Source organism: Planococcus sp. APC 3906 (genome assembly GCF_030407685.1).
In the GTDB taxonomy this organism is placed as follows: Bacteria; Bacillota; Bacilli; order Bacillales_A; family Planococcaceae; genus Planococcus; species Planococcus koreensis.
Genome location: NZ_JASDCW010000010.1, coordinates 17,439 through 36,877, shown reverse-complemented (window position 1 = coordinate 36,877; position 19,439 = coordinate 17,439). Strand labels below are relative to the sequence as shown.

General features: G+C 43.2%; 13 protein-coding genes and 1 pseudogene. 7 read left to right on the top strand and 7 right to left on the bottom strand.

What is annotated here, in order from left to right:
• Positions 1-559: 559 nt before the first annotated feature.
• Positions 560-1,570: pseudogene (galE, locus tag QMA09_RS07755) on the bottom strand (UDP-glucose 4-epimerase GalE); the annotation flags it as partial.
• A gap of 340 nt (positions 1,571-1,910) precedes the next feature.
• Between galE and QMA09_RS07750 the strand changes: the two are divergent.
• Both QMA09_RS07750 and QMA09_RS07745 read left to right on the top strand, forming a co-directional pair.
• Positions 1,911-2,690 carry a neutral zinc metallopeptidase gene (locus QMA09_RS07750; RefSeq protein ID WP_290212673.1) on the top strand — a complete coding sequence of 260 codons (780 nt, stop codon included), beginning with the start codon at positions 1,911-1,913 and terminating at the stop codon, positions 2,688-2,690.
• Between the two features lie 399 nt (positions 2,691-3,089).
• A complete protein-coding gene (locus QMA09_RS07745; RefSeq protein WP_290212672.1) occupies positions 3,090-3,584 on the top strand; it encodes a hypothetical protein in 495 nt (164 codons plus the stop codon).
• Positions 3,585-3,686: 102 nt separating this feature from the next.
• Here the strand turns inward: QMA09_RS07745 and QMA09_RS07740 are convergent, their stop codons facing one another.
• The gene (locus QMA09_RS07740; RefSeq protein ID WP_483313550.1) at positions 3,687-4,025 is read right to left on the bottom strand and encodes a hypothetical protein; all 339 of its coding nucleotides are present in this window, start codon (positions 4,023-4,025) and stop codon (positions 3,687-3,689) included.
• Here QMA09_RS07740 and QMA09_RS07735 point away from each other — a divergent pair.
• Positions 4,014-4,151, top strand: coding sequence for a hypothetical protein (locus QMA09_RS07735; RefSeq protein WP_290212670.1), 138 nt, complete (start codon positions 4,014-4,016; stop codon positions 4,149-4,151). The two genes, QMA09_RS07740 and QMA09_RS07735, sit on opposite strands and share 12 nt — an antisense overlap.
• An 804-nt stretch (positions 4,152-4,955) precedes the next feature.
• The gene (locus QMA09_RS07730) at positions 4,956-5,570 is read left to right on the top strand and encodes a restriction endonuclease (RefSeq protein ID WP_290212669.1); all 615 of its coding nucleotides are present in this window, start codon (positions 4,956-4,958) and stop codon (positions 5,568-5,570) included.
• Between the two features lie 130 nt (positions 5,571-5,700).
• Here QMA09_RS07730 and QMA09_RS07725 read toward each other — a convergent pair whose 3' ends face one another.
• Together QMA09_RS07725 and QMA09_RS07720 are read right to left on the bottom strand one after the other, a co-directional pair.
• On the bottom strand, positions 5,701-6,780 hold the full coding sequence (locus QMA09_RS07725) for a M42 family metallopeptidase (RefSeq protein ID WP_290212668.1): 1,080 nt from the start codon (positions 6,778-6,780) through the stop codon (positions 5,701-5,703).
• Positions 6,781-6,797: 17 nt separating this feature from the next.
• Positions 6,798-8,432: an ABC transporter substrate-binding protein gene (locus QMA09_RS07720; RefSeq protein WP_290212667.1), complete on the bottom strand. Its 1,635-nt coding sequence runs from the start codon at positions 8,430-8,432 to the stop codon at positions 6,798-6,800.
• Between the two features lie 674 nt (positions 8,433-9,106).
• On the opposite strand from QMA09_RS07720, the gene QMA09_RS07715 reads away from it, so the two are divergent.
• The 3 genes from QMA09_RS07715 to QMA09_RS07705 all read left to right on the top strand — a co-directional run bounded on the left by QMA09_RS07715 (position 9,107) and on the right by QMA09_RS07705 (position 11,775).
• Entirely contained in the window at positions 9,107-9,928 is an 822-nt protein-coding gene (locus tag QMA09_RS07715) for a neutral zinc metallopeptidase (protein WP_290212666.1), read from the top strand.
• 252 nt (positions 9,929-10,180) lie between these two features.
• Positions 10,181-10,360 (top strand): hypothetical protein, encoded by a 180-nt coding sequence (locus QMA09_RS07710; protein WP_135501708.1) that lies wholly within the window; start codon positions 10,181-10,183, stop codon positions 10,358-10,360.
• Positions 10,357-11,775 (top strand): amidase, encoded by a 1,419-nt coding sequence (locus QMA09_RS07705; RefSeq protein WP_290212665.1) that lies wholly within the window; start codon positions 10,357-10,359, stop codon positions 11,773-11,775. Before QMA09_RS07710 ends, QMA09_RS07705 begins: the two co-directional genes overlap by 4 nt.
• Positions 11,776-11,954: 179 nt before the next feature.
• On the opposite strand, the gene QMA09_RS07700 is transcribed toward QMA09_RS07705, so the two are convergent.
• The 3 genes from QMA09_RS07700 to QMA09_RS07690 form a co-directional block, all read right to left on the bottom strand.
• Complete coding sequence (locus tag QMA09_RS07700) at positions 11,955-12,398, bottom strand: RidA family protein (RefSeq protein WP_290212664.1); 444 nt, start codon at positions 12,396-12,398, stop codon at positions 11,955-11,957.
• Positions 12,399-12,493: 95 nt separating this feature from the next.
• Complete coding sequence (locus tag QMA09_RS07695; RefSeq protein WP_290212663.1) at positions 12,494-13,240, bottom strand: MBL fold metallo-hydrolase; 747 nt, start codon at positions 13,238-13,240, stop codon at positions 12,494-12,496.
• Between the two features lie 495 nt (positions 13,241-13,735).
• Entirely contained in the window at positions 13,736-18,766 is a 5,031-nt protein-coding gene (locus tag QMA09_RS07690) for an immunoglobulin-like domain-containing protein (RefSeq protein ID WP_290212662.1), read from the bottom strand.
• Positions 18,767-19,439: the final 673 nt, after the last annotated feature.

Here is a 19,439-nt window from a genome sequence, read left to right as displayed (position 1 = left end):
TTTTAAATTTTAGCGCAACAGGGTTATGTCAATAAACACTCCAACCTTCTTTAAAAGAAGATTCTATAAGCTTTATCTCCAATATTTTCATTTACTTCCCTTGAACGCTAAAATACTTTCCGATCGCCCTAGTTTCCTTTCCCACAGAACTAAAATACTCCCCTTGACAGACAAAATACTTTCCAAAATCGTTAAAGCCACAAAAGCTGTACCTGGGTAAGTTATTTAAGGCACCCGCATTCAAAAATTTCGTATCTTTATACCAGGACGCGTCTTCTTCAAAAAGCACAGTGAATTTCATCAAATAAGAATGTAATGCGGCCTTCATGGACTCATCGATTTACAAAAACTATTGCTGTCCTCTTTTAATCCTAATAAAGAGCTGGGTAAATAGAAATAAAAGTTAACATAGCCTCAAAATCACAAAAAGAAACCCACTCCCTTAAACTTGATCGGGGGAGTGGGTTTCTTGTTCATTTAATTGCTGTGCCAGATTTGCATCCTGCAGTATTGTTTCTTTCGCTGGGATTTGGAAGTTCATAATAGGGTTAGCCAAGGTTTCGCTAAATCCATTTGGATTCTTCGTTTGCCATCTCCAGGAATCCCGGCACATGTCTTCCAAGCTTTTTTCCGCCTGCCATTCAAGCAACTCTTTCGCCTTTCGCGGATTTGCGTAGCAGGCAGCGATGTCCCCAGGGCGTCTTGAAGTGATTTGATAAGGAATTTCAACGTCATTGACTTTGCTGAAAGCATCCACCAAATCGAGGACGCTATAGCCGACACCTGTACCCAAATTAAACGTTTCAATTCCTTGATTGCTTTCTAAGTATCGGAGGGCTTTCAGGTGCCCGTTCACGAGGTCCGAGACATGGATATAATCACGTACGCCTGTGCCATCATGGGTGTCATAATCGTTTCCAAAGACCTGCAGCTGTTCTCGTTTCCCTGCAGCGACTTGAGTGATATACGGCATCAGGTTATTTGGAATTCCTGTTGGATTTTCGCCGATTCTGCCGCTCTCGTGGGCTCCGATTGGATTAAAGTAGCGCAGCACGCCAATACGCCAAGAATCGTCCGAAAGGGTTAGATCCTGGAGAATTTCTTCAATCATCAACTTCGTGCGCCCATATGGATTTGTCGCAGATAGCGGGAAGCTTTCTTCTATCGGCAAGCTCTCCGGGTTTCCGTATACGGTAGCCGAGGAACTGAACACAAGCTTTTTCACGCCGTGCTTCGCCATCACCTTGCACAAGTTCAATGTTCCCGTTATGTTGTTGTGGTAATAATCCAGCGGCTTCTCCACAGACTCTCCGACCGCTTTGAAACCGGCAAAATGCATGACCGCTTCAATCCAATGTGCGGCAAAAACTTCGTCCAGACTTTCAGCTGCCAATAAATCCACGTCGTAAAACGGAAAATCCTTGCCGCCCAATTCCTTGATGCGAAGAATCGACTCCATTTGGCTATTGCCCAAATTATCCGCAATGACAATGTCATACCCTTTATTCAGCAGTTCTACAGCTGCGTGGCTGCCGATAAAGCCAGCTCCGCCGGTTATTAAAATTGACATGTTTCACTCCCCTTTTTCATTAGATTCTTTGAGCAAAGAAATTTTTCTAAATAGAAATGCATCTTCATCGTAAAGAACAAATGTTAAATAGAAGTTAAAATTCTAAAAATTCAATATTTAAATTAATATAATCCTTAGACTAAATTCAAATGCTTCGTTTGTGCATCTTGCCTTTTTATAGACTTGATATCCCGTGATTGTAAGCCTTTATCCATTTCGAAAAAAAACTAATTACCACTTCATCAATTATATGATAAAATGATAAATAATTGTTATAATATTCTGAATTTATTTTTGTAACGATTTTGATTTCCCATCAAAAGCTAGGAGATGTTCAAAAATGTCCAAAAGATTAACCAGAGTTTTTATAACCACTGTACTTTTGCTATTGCTCACCGGATGGAGTTCTGCCCCAAATCAGCCAGCAAACGCCCAAGGACAACCGGCAGCGTTCAGCCCCGCTTTCAAGACGGAGCTGCCCGTGGATTACACGATGGACGACTACCTCGCCTATGTACTGAATGACGTCCATGCCTATTGGTCTCCGTTAATGACAGGAGACGGTTATCCAGCACCTGCCGTTACCTATTCGTTCCCTGGTGCTGATGAACCGATTGTTACCGATTGCGCGCTGCCTGCACCGAATGATCCACTTCAAGCGTTTTATTGCGGCGCGGATGATCAAATCGTCATCACACAGGAAATGGCTTTGCAACTCTGGAACGGCACGTATAAAATCAATTATGAACCGCCTGTTGAATATGATGCCGGCGATTTCTCCGTAGCGTTTGTCGTGGCACACGAATATGCCCATAATTTGCAGACCGAATTGGGCTGGCTGCCGGTTACCGGCGACCAGAAACCGATCACGACCTCCCGCAGCACTGAGCTGAACGCTGATTGCTTGACCGGCGTATGGGCGAATTCAGTATACGCCCGCGGTCTTTTGGAAACTACCGACATCCAGGAAGTCATGCGCACCCTGGCGGATATTGGTGAAGACTCATCGAAACTTAACAAGACACACGGCACACCAAAAGAACGGACCGATGCGTTTCTGCTGGGCTATAATTCCGGATCTGCACCCAGCTGCGACCCTTATCTGAACACCCCTTACTGACGATCAGCATGTTGAATAAAACCTGAAAACCCGCTCCCTTGAATTCACATCTGGGGAGCGGGTTTTATATAAATAAAAATAAATATTAATTATCTGAATATTTAAATAATAAATTGATATTTTATTAAGAAAAGCGTATAATAGGCATGTGGAAAGTCACGTACATAGCGTTACAACACGGAGCTGTCTGATTTATTATCTAAAAAACCAAACACAATTACAATCCTCCGGCGGCAAACGAGGCATCTGTCCCTGCATCCAGTGAATTCTGCCCCTCCGTCCATTGCCACCATGCCCGAGGAAGGAGGACTGCTTTAATCAGCACATCCATAATCGCCTTACAAACATTCTGCCTGTTTGCCCCGTTGAGGAAACAATATGTCCAGGAAGGTGACAACCATGAAGCGCATCAGCAGAAGCTTCTTTCTCCTGCTGCTTTCGTTTATCGTCATAAGCGCTTTTTCAGTGACGCCTGTTTTAGCGCATGACGCCGGGGATAACACCCCAGACCATTCCGTAAATGCGATTGCATGTGAATACAGTGACAATTTGAATCAGGACATCGTGAAAGCCTATCCGCCAAAACAGGTGGCGTCGAAGTCTGATTCAGATGATGACATGGTCACATGGAAACCCATTCTTTATCGGTGGGATGGCGTCCGCTATTACGAATGGAAAGAGTTTGACATGCCGCCGGCTTACGCCCATGTTTTACCGGATGGCTTTGGCCGCGGGAAGCATTCTGGATGGCGAGATGTTGAAACCGAGGAAAAGATTCGTTCCATCACATTCACCAACCTTGCGAAAGGGTCATACGTGGTCATTAACGTGATGACATGGGAAAGTGATGGACAAGTCCACCGGGAAGTGTCGCCGAATTGGTGCGATATTTGATTTTAGTTCATAGAAAGCAGCACGATTAATGGCCACGCGGGCGAAATCAATGGATTTCGTTCGCGTGGCCATCTTTAAGCAAATTTACAGGACCGTTTAAGATCACTCCTTAACCGCAGTAATTTCCGCCCGCTCTTCATCTGTCAGTTCATCAGAACTTTTCAAACTCCAACTCCCTAACCATTCTTTGATGGTAGCAAGCTTTTCCTGCCGTTCCTCTTCTATACTGCCCAGATTTTTATACATATTTCCCGGTTCTCCGTCATCCGTACTTGAACCATCATCGAGTCTGCGCATCAATGCGCCCGCATCATCACCATTGACCAAGATGACCAAATCATCGTAGTTATCAAGTCTTGGTCCCTTGGACTCGGCGATATACTTTTCCGGATCCTCTTTAAACTCGGCTAAAGAAGGGGAATCGTCGCCATGGCAGCTAATGCAGCTTTCTTCGATGATTTCTTCTACATGGCTCTCATACGTTACCCGATAACTTTCTTCGTCCTAACCATTGCCTTCCGTTTCCTCATCTGCCTGGTTGCAAGCACCCAGGAGGATGAGGAATAAAACAAATGCACCGATACCTGCAAAAATCCTTTACCCAGTCATTCGAACTCTTCCCTTTTTATCTAATGAGCAATGCAATATGATCGTCTTCTATATGCAACTTCATTATAGCACCGTAAACCTCTCGATATATCGAAAATTCAGATTACAATAGAATGTATGGTTTACTCGTAGGAATTAAAAAAATCCACTCTATTGAACGATTTGTTCTCAGAGTGGATTTTGCTGTATTCAATTGCAGAATCAGTCAGAATAGTTTCTTTCAATGAAACAAGCAGCCTTTATGCCGGATACTCCATCACAAACGGCTAAAACACGATCAGGTAACGGAGAAAGACGATTACTGTGAACACTGCAGCACATAAGGCATGTTCTTTCATCTTTTTTTGAAAAATTTCGTCCAAAAAAATCATGTTCGGAGAAGCGTCAAGTAAGGCCATAAACACTAAAATATCGACGATTTCGCTTCTCGGCGCATCTAAATTGCCGCTTCCAATCCACATAACTGTCACTAAGTAAAAACGATATGGCCCACAATCATACTGATATTAAACACGCAATAGATTTTGAAAATTTTCATAAGGGTCCTCCGTATATGTGTATATCATTACTAAAAAATTCGCAGCCCTCTTAAAAATTCTGCCTACTGTAAAAAAACTTAAACAGCCCACTAAGAGTGTTCCGGTAAAGATTTCATAACATAATAAATCTTTTCGCAACCACATTTCTGTTATAATTTGTATAATAATTCATTGAGAAACACATAGCAAAATTCATAACTCACTGCTAGGATAGAAGGCCACAATGTTTAATTTACTAAATTTATATCGCTTCTTAAAAGTTCTTATAGTAGTTTTATCCACCCTTCTACTTTTGACGATTTTCGAGAATCACCCTTTAATGTCTTTTACAGGGTTTTGTATACTATTTGCGATAATTATTGCCAACCTTTACTTACATATTGAAAAAATCGAGAGAGAAAAGATAGAGGAACGAAGAAAAATACTTCTCAATTCTGATATTTTTGAAATTGATATTATGTCTGGGCGAGAATTCGAACATTACTTAAGGTATTTATTTATAAATGCAGGGTACAGAGTTAAGTTAACGCCAGCCTCTGGAGATTTTGGTGCAGATTTAATTCTCGAGACAGAGACACAGAGAATTGCCGTTCAAGCAAAACGATATAAATCAAAGGTTGGAATAAAGGCAGTTCAAGAAATCGCATCAGCAAAATCGCATTATCGCGCAAATGAAACCTGGGTGGTTACAAATAACTTTTTTACAGCGGCAGCTGTCGAACTGGCTCAAAGTAATGGAGTAAAACTATGTGATCGTAATTTTTTAATCAATTATTCTTTGAAATATCGCGAATCCAACCAAACCATTTCTCGTGTTGAATTAAGAAAAGGCATTTAAAATGACATTGAATTCAATAATTTTCTGCACAAATCAAAAATCCACTTCTAAGAATTATCCTTAGAAGTGGATTTTTTCGGTATTTATATGTGGGGAGACTCACGTCTGCCTCTAACCTGGAAACTCAAATTTACGTATCCAAAAAATTCTTCCCAACCAGCTCACCCGACTGATAAATAAACGCAGACGCCAGCTTGACGGTGTTTTCCAAATCGCCCAAATCGATGATTTCGATAGGCGAATGGGTGTAGCGGGAAGGAATAGAAATGACGCCGGAAGATACTCCGGTAGATGTCATATGGATTGCGCCGGCATCTGTGCCGATTCCCATAAAGACTTCCATCTGGTGCGGAATGTTTTGTTGCTCGGCGACTTTTTCCAGCAATCCCGTAACCAGCGGATGGGCAATCAGCGATTTGTCAGCGATTTTGATGCAAGGTCCGCCGCCAAGTACGCGCGTTCCGGTCATCAGCACGTCGTATGTGTCGCTCGTCGGCGTGGTGTCAATCGCAAGCGCGAAGTCGGGTTGGATGGCGGGAGACAGCACCGACGCTCCACGCAGCCCGACTTCTTCCTGCACGGTGAAGACGCAAAAGACGTCGCCGTGCTTGCGGTCCGGATTATCCTTTAAGTCCTTAAGAAGCTGGATCAATACCGCACAGCCAGCGCGGTCATCGAGCGCTTTTCCGACGACGCGGTTGCGCTTTTTGTCCCCCACCAGTTTCAAGCCGCTGCCATAACTGATGGGCTGGCCGACTTTTACGCCCATTTCGAGGACTTCCTCGGCAGAGCTCGCACCGATATCAATATACAATTCCCGGTGGGACTCGATTCGCTTTGGATCATCCCATTTTACATAATGCATGGACAGCGTCCCAATCACGCCTTCTACGTAACCTTCGCTCCCTTTGATCGTCACCGACTGGGCCAGCAGAATACGGTCATCGAAACCGCCAAGTTTTTCAAAACGGAGCGTGCCGTTCGGCTCGACCTTTTTGACGATAAGCCCGATTTCATCTGCATGCGCTGCCAATAAAACCGAAGGCATTTTAGCATCGGTGGCATTGATTTTGACAATCAGATTGCCTAATGCATCCACTTCCACGCTATCCGCTCCATCTTTCACTTTATCCAGGATAAAGCGTTGGACGTCTTGTTCGAACCCGCTCGGCCCCACAAGTTCACACAAATCTTTTAATAATTGATACACAAAATCACTCCAAGGAATTAGTTTGATAAGTAGACGTCTGTCAGTAAATCGTTGCTCATCGGATGCGGCACGTAGCCTTCCACGTAATCCATCTGCGCAAGCGGCGGTGTCGTGTAGGCGAGCATCACCCACGGTGCGTCTTTTTGGAACAATTGCTGCGCTTGTTTGTACAGTTCAATGCGCTTGTCTTGGTCAAGGGTTTCACGCGCTTCCGTAATCAAAGCCGTAAACTCATCACTTTTGTAGAACGCGATATTTTGTGCAGGAACGGCAGCATTCGTTTTGCTGAGGTTCGGATACAGGAAATTATCCGGATCGGCCATAACGCCGGTCCAGCCGTACATCGCCATCTCATGCGCGCCGGCTTTCGTATCGTCCAGATAAGTCGCCCATTCCATCGACACGATTTCCGCTTCGATTCCGACTTTCGCTAAATCCGATTGGATCGCTTCCGCAATTTTCATCGGTTCCGGCAAATACGGGCGCGGGTTGCTCATCGTATGCAGCTTCGTCTTGAAGCCATTTTCAAATCCTGCTTCTTTCAATAGCTTTTTCGCTTCTTCTACATTGTAGTCGTACTTTTGCAAGGAATCATCATAGCCCCAAAGTGATGGCGGCAGCGGGCTTGTGGCGGTGTCGGCAAGGCCGTTATAAAACGCATCGACGATTTTATCCTTGTCGATGGCCATATTAATCGCTTGGCGAACCAATGGATTGTTGAACGGTTCTTTTTCCGTGTTCAATGCCATATAGCCGATATTGAAGCTTGGCCGCTTGAGCAATTCAAGCCCTGCAGTGTCTTCGACAATCGTCGTATCGGTTGCATTCATGCCGTCGAGTACATCAATTTCGCCCGTCTGCAACGCATTCAAGCGTGCCGCATTTTCCGGAATCACCTGGAAGATGACTTTGTCCAAATACGGTTTTCCTTCCATCCAATACTCCGGATTTTTCGCCAGTGTGATGGTGTTGTTGCGGCTCCATTCTTCAAACATAAACGGCCCTGTCCCCACCGGATTTTCGTTCAGCTTCTCGCCGTATTGCTCGATGGCTGCCGGGCTTGCGATGCCGAACATCGAAATCGCCAAATAGCTTAAGAACGGCGCTGTTTTGCGTTTCAGCTTGATTTCCAGTTCATGGTCGCCTGTCGCTTTCACGTGCTCGATCAAGTGATTTTCGTCTCCTTTAAACCCGCCATAAAGGAATGGATAATAAGCAAAATCCCCTTGGTGGTATGGGTTTTCGGGATCCATCCAGCGGTCGAAGTTGAAGACGACGGCTTCCGCGTTGAAATCGGTTCCGTCATGGAACTTCACGCCTTCGCGCAATTTGAATGTCCACGTCAGCCCATCTTCACTCGAACTGTATTCCGTTGCGAGCTTCGGCTGCAATTCCAGGTTTTGATCGTATTCCAGCAAAGTCTCAAAGACATTATGCGTCACACGGATCGATTCCCCGTCGGTCACATTGATCGGGTCCAAGCCGACCGAATCAGCTCCACGGCCATAGACGAGCGTTCCGCCCTGCTTGTCTCCTTCTGGCGCTTCACCGCCGCTGTCGGCGTTGTCTGCTCCATCATTTCCTGAACAAGCCGCAAGCAGCAAGACGAAAATCAAAGATAGGATAAATGGGATATGCAGCTTTTTCTTCATTTTGTATGCCTCCTCTTTCTCATATAAATTCGAAACCTGGATGATGAAGCTAAATGAATAAGCCCTGTCTAATAGACTTTCTTGTTTTTGTTTCGTAGATACTAAAAACACCAAACTCCTTTCGCCTTACAAAACAATACGTTTTTCGTGTTTTTTCAGTTCATAAAGTAAGAAATATCTACTTTATACATTACTTTTGTTCTTAAACTGTTTTAAGTGTATTTGTAATAAAAATCAATGTCAATGAATTTTTAAACAATTCTATCAATAATTTTGATCGTTTCTATTCTGTTTACCCCTCGAAAATGAATTTTGAATCGCCAATGAAACAGAGCGAATGACGCTGCTCACTCATAACAAAAGCACACTCCCCATCAAAGCGTAGTTAATGAAAATTGCGCTTTCAAGGTGCATCCATCTGGCAGGAAAATAAGCATTTTATAAAAAAGCTATTGTGTGAGAAACACGTCCTGCGTTACAGGATGGAGGTATTCTGCTGAGACATGAGATTTAAAATTAGAGAATCATCAATACTTACTTATGGACCTTTTATTAAAAAAATTCCTTTGGTTATCAAATATATGATAGAATAATAATTAATTATCAAAATATTCGCAATAAAAATAATACCGCACCATTGGATTTTCCAAATAAAAACCTAGGAGATGATCAGTATGTGGAGAAAAACAGCACAAATCCTATTTGCCGTGGTCATCATCCTGTTTCTTAACGGGTGGAACCCGCTTCAAGCTTCGCCACAAGCAGCTGAAAATCAGCAAGACGCGGTTCCCCTAACACTCGGCTTATCGGCAAAAGAACCAACTTTATCCAGCCCTGCGTTCAAGAAAGATCTGCCAGCGGATTATACGATGCATGATTACCTTGTCTATGTCTTGGCTGATGTGGAAGCATTTTGGTCTCCCATCATGGTTAAGGATGGCTACGCAAAACCATCAGTCACTTACTCATTCCCAGCTTTAGGAGAACCCGTCCAGACCGAATGCGTCATTGAAACACCGATCAATCCGGCGCAAGCATTTTATTGCGGCTATGACGACAAGATTGTCATGACGCAGTTGATGGCGATGCAGCTATTGGAAGGGACATACAAAATCAATGTGGAGCCGCCGAGCAAGTACAAGGCCGGTGATTTCTCCGTGGCCTTTGTGCTGGCTCATGAATACGCGCATAATCTGCAGACCGAGCTCGGCTGGCTGCCAGTAACCGGCGACGAAGCTCCAAAAGCGACTTCCCGCAGCATTGAACTCAACGCTGATTGCATGACTGGTGTATGGGCCAATTCGGTAAACGCTCGCGGCCTTCTGGACACCACGGACATCCAGGAAGTGAAACGAACGCTGGCGGACATCGGACAAGACCCGACGGCCCCTAATCCGACACACGGAACGCCGAAAGAGCGGACCGATGCTTTTCTGCTTGGCTATGATTCCGGAAAAGCTGCCAGCTGTGAGCCTTATTTGACCACTCCTTATTAAACGGAACAGCTCTCCTCTTTCTGCACAAGAAATCCGCTCCTTTGAATTTCCCTGGGAGTGGATTTTTCTGTCTTCCCTGATCGTGCAGATTCAGAATGACGTAGCTTTGCCTCTTACCTTGAAGCAAGAATTTCTCATTAATCATTAAATTATACTTTATTAGTCAAAATATTCTTTCTATTGTGATAGAGTAGACCTATCATCTTTGTTCTCACATAAGCTTTCAACCTACTTTGAATGGGAGGAAAAGGAATGGCACAGAACATTGTACAGATTTTGCAAGACAAAGGCATCGACGTACCGGAGCATCACGAGGAAATGCTGGTGAATCAGTGGGCCGTTTTCGAAAAAATGCGCGCAACCGTGGACCAGGAATCGCTTGCCGATTACGACATCGGTTTGACCCATGTGCCGGGAGGTGATGGGAAATGACGCAGGACTTAGCCAAACAATCGATTGGCGAGCTGGCTCCGCTGCTCCAAAACAAAGACATTTCTCCTGTCGAGCTGACAGCAGCGGTGCTGAAAAATGTCGACAAGTACGACAGCCAAGTGAATTCCTATATCGAAATCCAAGCCGAAGGAGCGAGACAGGCAGCAAAAGCGGCTGAGCTTGAAATTGCGAGCGGCAATTACCGCGGCGCCCTTCACGGCATTCCGATGGCGTTGAAAGATATTATGTATTTCAAGGGAGAAACAGCTACAATGGGTTCCGGCATCCACCGGGATTTCATACCCGATTACGATGCTGCGGTCGTATCGAAGCTGAAAAATGCGGGGGTGGTCTTCACCGGGAAACTGAACATGCATGAGTATGCCTGGGGCGCGACGACCACCAATCCGCATTTCGGCGCTTGCCGCAATCCGTGGGACCTCAATAAAATTCCTGGCGGGTCAAGCGGCGGTTCAGGTGCAGCCGTTGCTGCTGACATGGCCATCGCGTCTCTCGGAACCGATACAGGCGGCTCTATCCGGATTCCTGCTGCAAGCTGCGGCATTATCGGCTTGAAGCCGACCCATGGCAGAATCTCGAAATACGGCTGTTTCCCTTTGGCGTGGAGCCTTGACCATATTGGGCCCCTTACCAAGACGGTCCATGATGCCGCTCTGCTATTGGAAACCTTGTCCGGCTATGATCCGCGGGACCCAACGTCGATCGATAAGCCGTCCCAAAATTATAGTGGTGGGCTGTCCGAAGACTTGAAGGGCAAAGTGATCGGCATCGATGAAGATTACTTTTTCCGCAACGTCGACAAACGCGTCGATGAAGCCGTGCGGCACGCGATCAGTGAATTGGAAAAACTGGGTGCACGAATCGAACCGGTCAAAATCCCTTCACTGTCGCAAGCGGAATTTGCCGAACTCGTTACCATTACATCGGAAGCGAGTACCGTACATCACCAGAATTTGATCAAGCATCCTGAAATGTTCGGGGAAGATACCCGCTTCCTGCTGGAGTTTGGTGAATTGGTGACAGCAGTGGATTATTTGCAAGCCCAGCAAATCCGCCGGAAACTGAGCAATGAGTTTGCGCAAACCTTTGAACACGTCGATGTCATCATCAGTCCGACCTTGCCGTTCTTGCCGCCGCTCGTTGGCGACAACACGGTAGACATCAACGGCCAAACGCTGAGTTTCCTGGATGAAGTCATCCGCTTCACGGGACCCGGCAACTTAACGGGACTTCCGGCCTTGAGCATCCCATGCGGCGTCCGCGACGGTTTGCCGATTGGTCTGCAGATCATGGGTCCGGCATTCGAGGAAGAGAAAGTGTTGAATGTGGCCTATGCGTTGGAGAAGCTCCAGTTGATGAAAGGCCAAAAACCGGATCTGCTTAGCGTCTTGTGAATGAAGAAACAACTTTTTTCCGCAGGAAGCGGCACCATTCTTGAAAGTTTCGCTTTCTGCAAAAAATAAAACAGCCGCTCCCGAGAATGTTACATTCTCGGGAGCGGCTTTCTTTCGCATTCATTTGCTTAGAATAGTCAAAACTCTATTGAAGTAATTCTTTCTCAGGAACGTGAATTTCAACTTCCCGCAGCTACCGCGGCAATCAATTGAATTTCGACCGGTGCATTGCCCGGCAATGAAGCAACTCCTACCGCAGCCCGGCTCCCAACTCCTTTGGCGCCTAATTGTTCATATAAGTACTCAGAAGCAAAGTCAGCCAGCGTGGAATGCGCTCCAAAGCCATCTTCCGCCTTCAGGTACACGGTGAGCGAAACGATTTGTTCAAAGTCCTCTTGGTCTGCAAGCAAACCCCTAGCTGCAGTTAATGCATTGGCAGCCGCTTGCCTGACTGCTTCTTTATAATTAGCAGCCGGCTGATCAGTGCTGATTTTCCCCGTTTGAATCAGTACGCCATTCTTCCGCGGAGTCATCCCGGCGGTATAAACCAGGTTTTCAAAGCGGGTAGCCGGAACATATTTCCCCTGCGGAACTGGGTTATTCTTTTCTTCTGACTTGTTCATTTGCGATACAACTCCTCTACTTTAGTGAAATGTTCAATTGCGGCTATCCGCAATCACAAAAAACATTCTACCTATCGAGACAAAAATTTTCCCACTTATTCTATTTCTGTTTCAATAAAATCTATATTCGCTTCATGGCGTGGAATGAGATGCGGCGGAATAGGCTGCTGCCGGTAAAGGGCCTTTTTATCGCCAGAAGTTATTTGATGAAGGTATTCCAAATCGTCTTCGATTCGTTTGAGAATCTCTGGTTGCGAATCGAAAATCGGATCGCCGTGGCCAGGAATCAATGTGTGAATGCCATGTTCGATGATTTTCTCTTTCATCCGCTGCAAACTCTCTATGTATTTCTGGCTCGAATAAAAGATAAACGGAAATTCCAGATTGGATAAGACATCTCCTGCGACAACCAGTTTGCGTTCCAGAAAAAAGGTCGCCATCATATCGTCAGTATGGCCGGGTATCGCCAAAAAATAAAGCGTGTCATCTGAGGTGGATTTGGTCGTCTCTTCAACGATTTCCTCATCGATTCTGAGCTCTCCAAGTTCGTTGTCGCGTGCAACATACCATTGAAGATCAAAAGACCGGACTTTCTCCAAAGGGTCCTGGCGTTCACGGATCTTGTGGTGGCCAATCGTATGTCCATATGAAAACTCGGAAAATCCGGCAATGTGATCCCAATCGGCATGGGTGTAAATCACGGTTATTTTTTTGTCTGGAAGCGTTTTTTTGATTTGGGCTAATTCGTGCGGAAAGTAGGTTGGGTCAAAGAGAAAGCATTCTTCCTTACCTTCTATTAAAGTAGAGTTCGTTTGCCATAAGCTGCTTTGAAAAATAATCACAAAAATCCCCCTTTCAACGATTAGTTTATTATAGCGTGACCGAGCGGTATGAGACATGTATAAAATACACTTTCCAAGTTGCTTGAGGTCAAATTCTTTGGAGGATAAAACCAAAGAAATGAGCCGCTTCGAAGGAATTATTGAGCTGTTAAGATGACCAATCTAGCCTACTGCATCAATTGCCTGACCTATCAGCAGATCGTTGAGGAAGATTCCTAATGTAGAAGACATGGAAATGCGGGTAATGTTGGTTTTCTTTGAGCAAATGTTGGCTGCCCCCCCCCTCATACAGGCAGCTGCCATTTCGTCCCAGTGTAAGGCGCAATTATAAAAAGGTAGCTATTCACATGAAAACACCAAAACCGCCTTAAATGAAATTCTTTGATTTCATTTAAGGCGGTCTTTTAATGTAACTTTTTTTGAAATAAATTCAAATGTATCTTATTTATGGACGCTATTTAGTCTATGAAACAGCGTCTCTTTATAACACTTCTACTATAGGGTGCTTGAGACAATCGGAGTGTAAGTACTATAAATCTTTTTCCCATTAACAATACGATACGCCCTAACTTTGTAATAATAGGTTTTACCTTTACTTAAACCTGTATTCGTAAAGGTAATAGCAGATCCGGAGGTCTGGGTTTTAACTTTAGTATAGGTTCCGGCTTTGCTGGTTGCACGATATAATTCATAACCGCTCGCTTCGCCCACTTTAGACCAAGATGATTTGATGGAAGTGCTGCTCACTTTCGCCAGCGTGATTTTTGATGGCATGGCTAAAGTTGGTATCGCACTGACTATTCCTGAGTATAGACCATAGACATTTTTGCCGGAGACAACTCGATACGCTCTCACCTTGTAATAGTAAGTTTTTCCGGTCGTTAAGCCCGTATTTTCATAGACGAGCGTACTGCCGCTTGTGATGGTTTTGATATTGCTATAAGTCCCTGTTTTTGAAGTCGCTCGATAAACAATATATCCACTAGCCCCGCTGACTTGAGACCAGCTGACTTTGTTCTTGCTGTAACCCGCTGAAGCCGCTCTTGCGGTAATGGTTCCTGTGAAAACAGGTTTTGCGTTAAAGATACTTGAAAAGGAGCTGTATACTTTTACGCCTTCCACAGTTCGATACGATCTAACTTTATAGTAATAGGTATTTCCAGTTACTAGATTACCATTTACCAAACTTGTAGAGGCAGTCGATCCGACACTTGAATAAGTTCCGGTGCTTGACGTGCTTCGATAAACTTCATAGCCGGTAGCCCCCCATATCGCTGCCCAACTTACCTTAATACTATTGTAAGACGCTGAGGCTACTTTAACTGAAGTTGGTACAGGTGGCAGCGCTTTTCCTGAAATAACAGTTGAATAACCACTATAAAATTTAGCAGATCCAGTGTATTGATAAGCTCTGACTTTGTAATAGTATGTTTTATTGGTCGGTACGTCCGGATCTACGAGGCCATTATACGATGTCGTCGGTCCAATTCTAGAATATGTTCCAGTGCTTGACGTGCTTCGGTAAACCTCATAACCCGTAGCACCCGATACAGCTCCCCAAGTTATTTTAATACTATCGATAGAGTTTGAAACCGCTTTTAGGCCGCTAGGAGAAGGAAGCGTAACTGTAATGTTTACAGTCATTGATGATTGATTACCTGATGCATCTGTAATGCTATATTTTACTGGATAAATTCCTACTACTTTTGTATTGACCGTTCCACTAATTTGTATTGATGTGGTTAGATTCCCATCTACATTATCTTCTGCCTTAATACCTGCTTTGGGATCAAAAGCAGAATTCAATAATACAGATAAATCTTTTGCTCCTAGAATACTCGGTTTTTGGTCGTCAACAACTGTTATTTTTCGTTTAGCTGTAATGGAATTCCCATTTTTGTCTGCGGCAGTGTATTCCAAATAATATACACCAGGTTTTGCTGTATCGACAGCGCCTGTAATATAAATTGAATTCGTTAAATCACCGTCAACAACATCAATCGCCGTAATGCCTGCTCTATTATTAAAAGACTCTCCGACTTTTATTATTACATCTGCCACACCTTCAAGTAATGGATGATCCAAATCCACCGCTTTAACATTTAAATGGTATTCTTTCTTCGTTCCATCTTTCGAAGTCACTGTAATTGTATAGCTGTTGTCTCCGGGCGCAAGAGTAACGTTCCCTGCTCCACTGACCACAGCATCTGGATCTTCTGCATTTGCCTGTATTTCAATTGTTTTCAATGAATCTGGAACAGTCACTTCGTACTCCGTGACATCAGGCGAAAAAGTTTGAGAAAAATTGAAACCCTGTACAGACAAATCATTAAGTTGTGCATTAGAAGGATCACTGATATAAAACAACTTCCGGCTGGATACAGACGTGATATTTCCCGCCATATCTTCTATGTCAACTAAATCTACATCTACAAATCGGTGCTGATCACTTTTCACTTCATAAAACAATTCAAACTTTTTACCCTGGCTATTTGCCACTTCTGACATCGTGTACTCTTCGCCTTTTATTGCACCTGAAAATTTTATTTTCATGTCCGGTTTCACCGGTTCACTGAATTCTGCGATGATGTGGGCATAGTCACCCTGATAATGAACCTTCTCATCCGATTGGATGGAAATCAATGTCGGGGTTTTTCCGTCGGCATAAAAAAGATCATTTTTAAAATAAACACTTTGATTTCCAAAAAAATCTTCAAGATTGATGATCTCGGCATGAACTGTCCCTGAATCCTTTTCACCAATCGTATATTCAGCTTTATACTTTAGGCCATTACTTTCAGGAATCTCATCCATTTCCAAAGCTTTGTTTTCCGTTCCGCCTGATAGATTCACTTTCACTCCGGGTTTAACAGGTTCACTGAATGTTGCAGTAAAGACCAGTTTCTCCCCCAGTTTTGCTTTTATTTGAGAAGTTTCAAAGTTTTCTACCTGCGGCAATTCGGCATCCGCTATAAAAAGGTTTTCCTGTTTATATTCTCTGCGTAGGGTTCCGTTTGCATCAAAAACATTTGTTAAAGAGGCAGTAACGCCCCCTGGATTCCCACCATATACATAGTAATCATACGTGAACTCCTGCCCGGCACTGCCTGGAACTTCGATCATGACTTGATCCTGAAGATTGGCACCTCCATCTAAGGACAACTTAATGCCTCCAGCTACCTTTTCTGAAAACTTGGCTGTAATGGTAACAATGTCGCCAACCTTCGCTTGTTTTTGCGATGCAAAAAGAGCGCTGAGCGGAGCTGGATCATTGCTTTTAACAAATAAGTGCTCTTCTATATACGGATCAAAACGCTTTTCATCCAACGTAGATATATTTTGTAAACTTGCACTAACTGCCCCTTCTTCATAATCAGCAGGCAAAGTGTACTGGAAGATAAATTTCTTCCCTCCACTGCCTGCCACTTCCTTCATCAATACTGGATCCATTTTAACCGCACCAGCTAAGGACAATTCAAAGTCTGGCTGTACCGGCTGGTAGAAAGATGCTGTCAATGTTACTTTTTCACCGGATTTTGCATCTTTTATCGAAGAAGTCAGCGACTGCAAAGGAACCACTTGAAAGAGATTCTTTCGCTGCAACGAATTTCCAAATGAGTCCACAATGCCAGGTAGAGAGATATTCACCCAGCCAACATCTGCTTCCTTAGCCTGATAGGAAGCTTTGTATTCCTTGCCGTCTACTGAATTCAAATGGCCACCCAAAGAAATAGAACCACTGAAAGTGTATTCATCGCTTTCTATAGTATAGAAACGACTGCTTGATAATGAAAATTGTACATTATCACCAGGTTTAACAACTTGCTTATCTATTGCGATTGCATCGGATGCAGCTTGTCCGGTCCAGCTTGTGGCTACTATCGTCCCATCACTTTTTAAACCGGCTGTAAAATCATCTCCTGCAGATACAGCGACTATGTCCGTCCAGTTTTCTACTTCGGTCTGACCAAAAGCGTTTGATCCCGTCGCAACTACTGTACCGTCCGTTTTCAAACCGACTGTATGGGCTCTCCCTGCTGCAATAGCCTTAATCTCTTCCCACCGTTTTACATCTAATTGTCCATCCCTATTTCTACCTTCTGCTAATACTGTCCCATCATTCTTGAGTCCAGTAATATATTCAAGGCCCCCCGCAATATCTTTAATACCACTCCAACCTTTACTGTTAAATTCAGTTGAAGTTCGAGTATCTACTATTGTGCCATCCTCTTTTAAGCCTAATGTAAAATCACTCCCTGTAAAAACTTTTACTATACCACTCCATGATTGAACATTAGTACGACCTCCATATCCATAACCTGTCGCTAATACAGTTCCATCATTCTTTAAACCAATTGAAAATGCTTCTCCTGCCGAAACTTGCTTAATATTTGTCCATTTCTCAACATTGATTTGTCCATTTCCAGAGTTACCTGCCCCTAGTACAGTTCCGTTACTTTTTAAGCCGAGAGTATGAATTGCTCCAACTGAAATTTGGGATATATCACTCCAGTCACTAAGGGAATTAAAATTAGCAGTAATGGACCCCTCCGACAAAACACTACCGTCTTTTTTTAAGGCTGTAATATTTTTCTCCCCAGCTGAAATTGCTCTTATATTTGTCCAACCGGCAATATCTCTTTGAGCTCCATAGATATTCCCAGTTGATATAATTGTTCCATCACTCTTTAAACCAATTGTATAATATCCTTCAGCTTGAACTGCTATAACATTTTCCCAATCTTTGAAATCCAGCTGTCCGCTATCGTTATAGCCCGTTTTGCTGCCAACTAAGGTTCCATCACTCTTTAATCCAACCAAATGATAATCTCCAGAAGATATAGCAACGATATTGTTCCATTCTTTTACTTCTTCTGCAAATTCTCCTGTAGCGAGAACAGTTCCATCTTCTCTTAAACCTGCTGTATGGTTATCACCTACTGAGATTTCAATAATAGCTTTCCAATTGCTTGCTTCTGCAAAAGAAGTCGGATAAGATCCATTTGCTAAAATTGTTCCATCTTTCTTTAAACCAACATAATGGTCCATACCTGCAGCTATTGAAATAATGTCTGTCCAACTACTAATATCCCAATCTCCATTTCCTGCACTTAATACAGTACCATTGTTGTTTAAAGCTAATAAATCTGATTCTCCAACTGAAATCGCTTCTATGTCTTTCCAATTAGATACTTCTTCACTTATATATGGATATCCATCGGAAGTAATTACAGTTCCTTCATCTGTCAATCCAACTGTAAAATATGTACTTGCGTCTAGGAACTTAATATTCTTCCACTCTATAAATTCTTGCTCCCAAGACATGCTCGTTTCACTCACTGAGCCATTTGCTTGTAGAATTGAAATTCGAGATTCATTTGCTGCGATGATCCCTTTGTATTTTCGCGCTGTTTCGAATGTCAATAAAGGCTCAGCGTTAGCTTGATCAATATACCTTTCCGGCAAGATGCTGATCATTAATCCCGCTACTATAAGCAATGATAAAATTTTTAAATATATTTTCATATGAGTCCTCCGAAAAACTTATTTTAAGCATAATTTTACCATAAAATTTTAAAAATAGGAAATTAGTTTTAGGAATAAATACATGCTTATAAGTCAAACGAAATGTACACAAAGGTAAAAGTAAAATAGAGCTTTTTAAATTCTGAATCGACTTACCGTAATAGAGTAAAAAGAAAAAACATCAAGTCCATTATTTAGCTGATAGAAAGTCACATCTAAAAAATCCCATTGTTCTTAGTTGATCTTTTAATTCCCAAAAAATTATCTAGTTATATTTACACTTTTAGAATGTTCAAAAATTATTTCATTTTTATGTTATTTCGCTCTTTTCACAGAGCCATTATGACAGCTCGCTATTCGTTAAACATGCAAAAAGAACCCGGTCAATTATTGACTCAAGCGGATTCCTCGTGCAGTATTCTTATATATTTTGAATTGGTTTGGACTCCGAGACAAAATTTTATATTTTACTATCTCCTTCAAATCCTTTCTCAACCTGTGTGCGGAACAAGTATGAATAGGTAGCTATCCACATAAACACCAAAAAAACGCCTTCGAAATCCCTAGATTTAATTGAAGGCGGTTTTTGGGTATTCTCTTTAATAGAATGAATACATTCATTCGGCTTACACAGCGTTGTGCTCTTACTACCGATTACTATTCGGCCACAGCA

Excerpts from the sequence above, each read along its gene's own strand:
- QMA09_RS07690 (WP_290212662.1), bottom strand. The coding sequence starts at position 18,766 with ATGAAAATATATTTAAAAATTTTATCATTGCTTATAGTAGCGGGATTA.
- QMA09_RS07735 (WP_290212670.1), top strand. The coding sequence starts at position 4,014 with ATGGCAGCTAATGCAGCTTTCTTCGATGATTTCTTCTACATGGCTCTC.
- QMA09_RS07715 (WP_290212666.1), top strand. The coding sequence starts at position 9,107 with ATGTGGAGAAAAACAGCACAAATCCTATTTGCCGTGGTCATCATCCTG.
- QMA09_RS07720 (WP_290212667.1), bottom strand. The coding sequence starts at position 8,432 with ATGAAGAAAAAGCTGCATATCCCATTTATCCTATCTTTGATTTTCGTC.
- QMA09_RS07745 (WP_290212672.1), top strand. The coding sequence starts at position 3,090 with ATGAAGCGCATCAGCAGAAGCTTCTTTCTCCTGCTGCTTTCGTTTATC.
- QMA09_RS07705 (WP_290212665.1), top strand. The coding sequence starts at position 10,357 with ATGACGCAGGACTTAGCCAAACAATCGATTGGCGAGCTGGCTCCGCTG.
- QMA09_RS07700 (WP_290212664.1), bottom strand. The coding sequence starts at position 12,398 with ATGAACAAGTCAGAAGAAAAGAATAACCCAGTTCCGCAGGGGAAATAT.
- QMA09_RS07710 (WP_135501708.1), top strand. The coding sequence starts at position 10,181 with ATGGCACAGAACATTGTACAGATTTTGCAAGACAAAGGCATCGACGTA.
- QMA09_RS07750 (WP_290212673.1), top strand. The coding sequence starts at position 1,911 with ATGTCCAAAAGATTAACCAGAGTTTTTATAACCACTGTACTTTTGCTA.
- QMA09_RS07730 (WP_290212669.1), top strand. The coding sequence starts at position 4,956 with ATGTTTAATTTACTAAATTTATATCGCTTCTTAAAAGTTCTTATAGTA.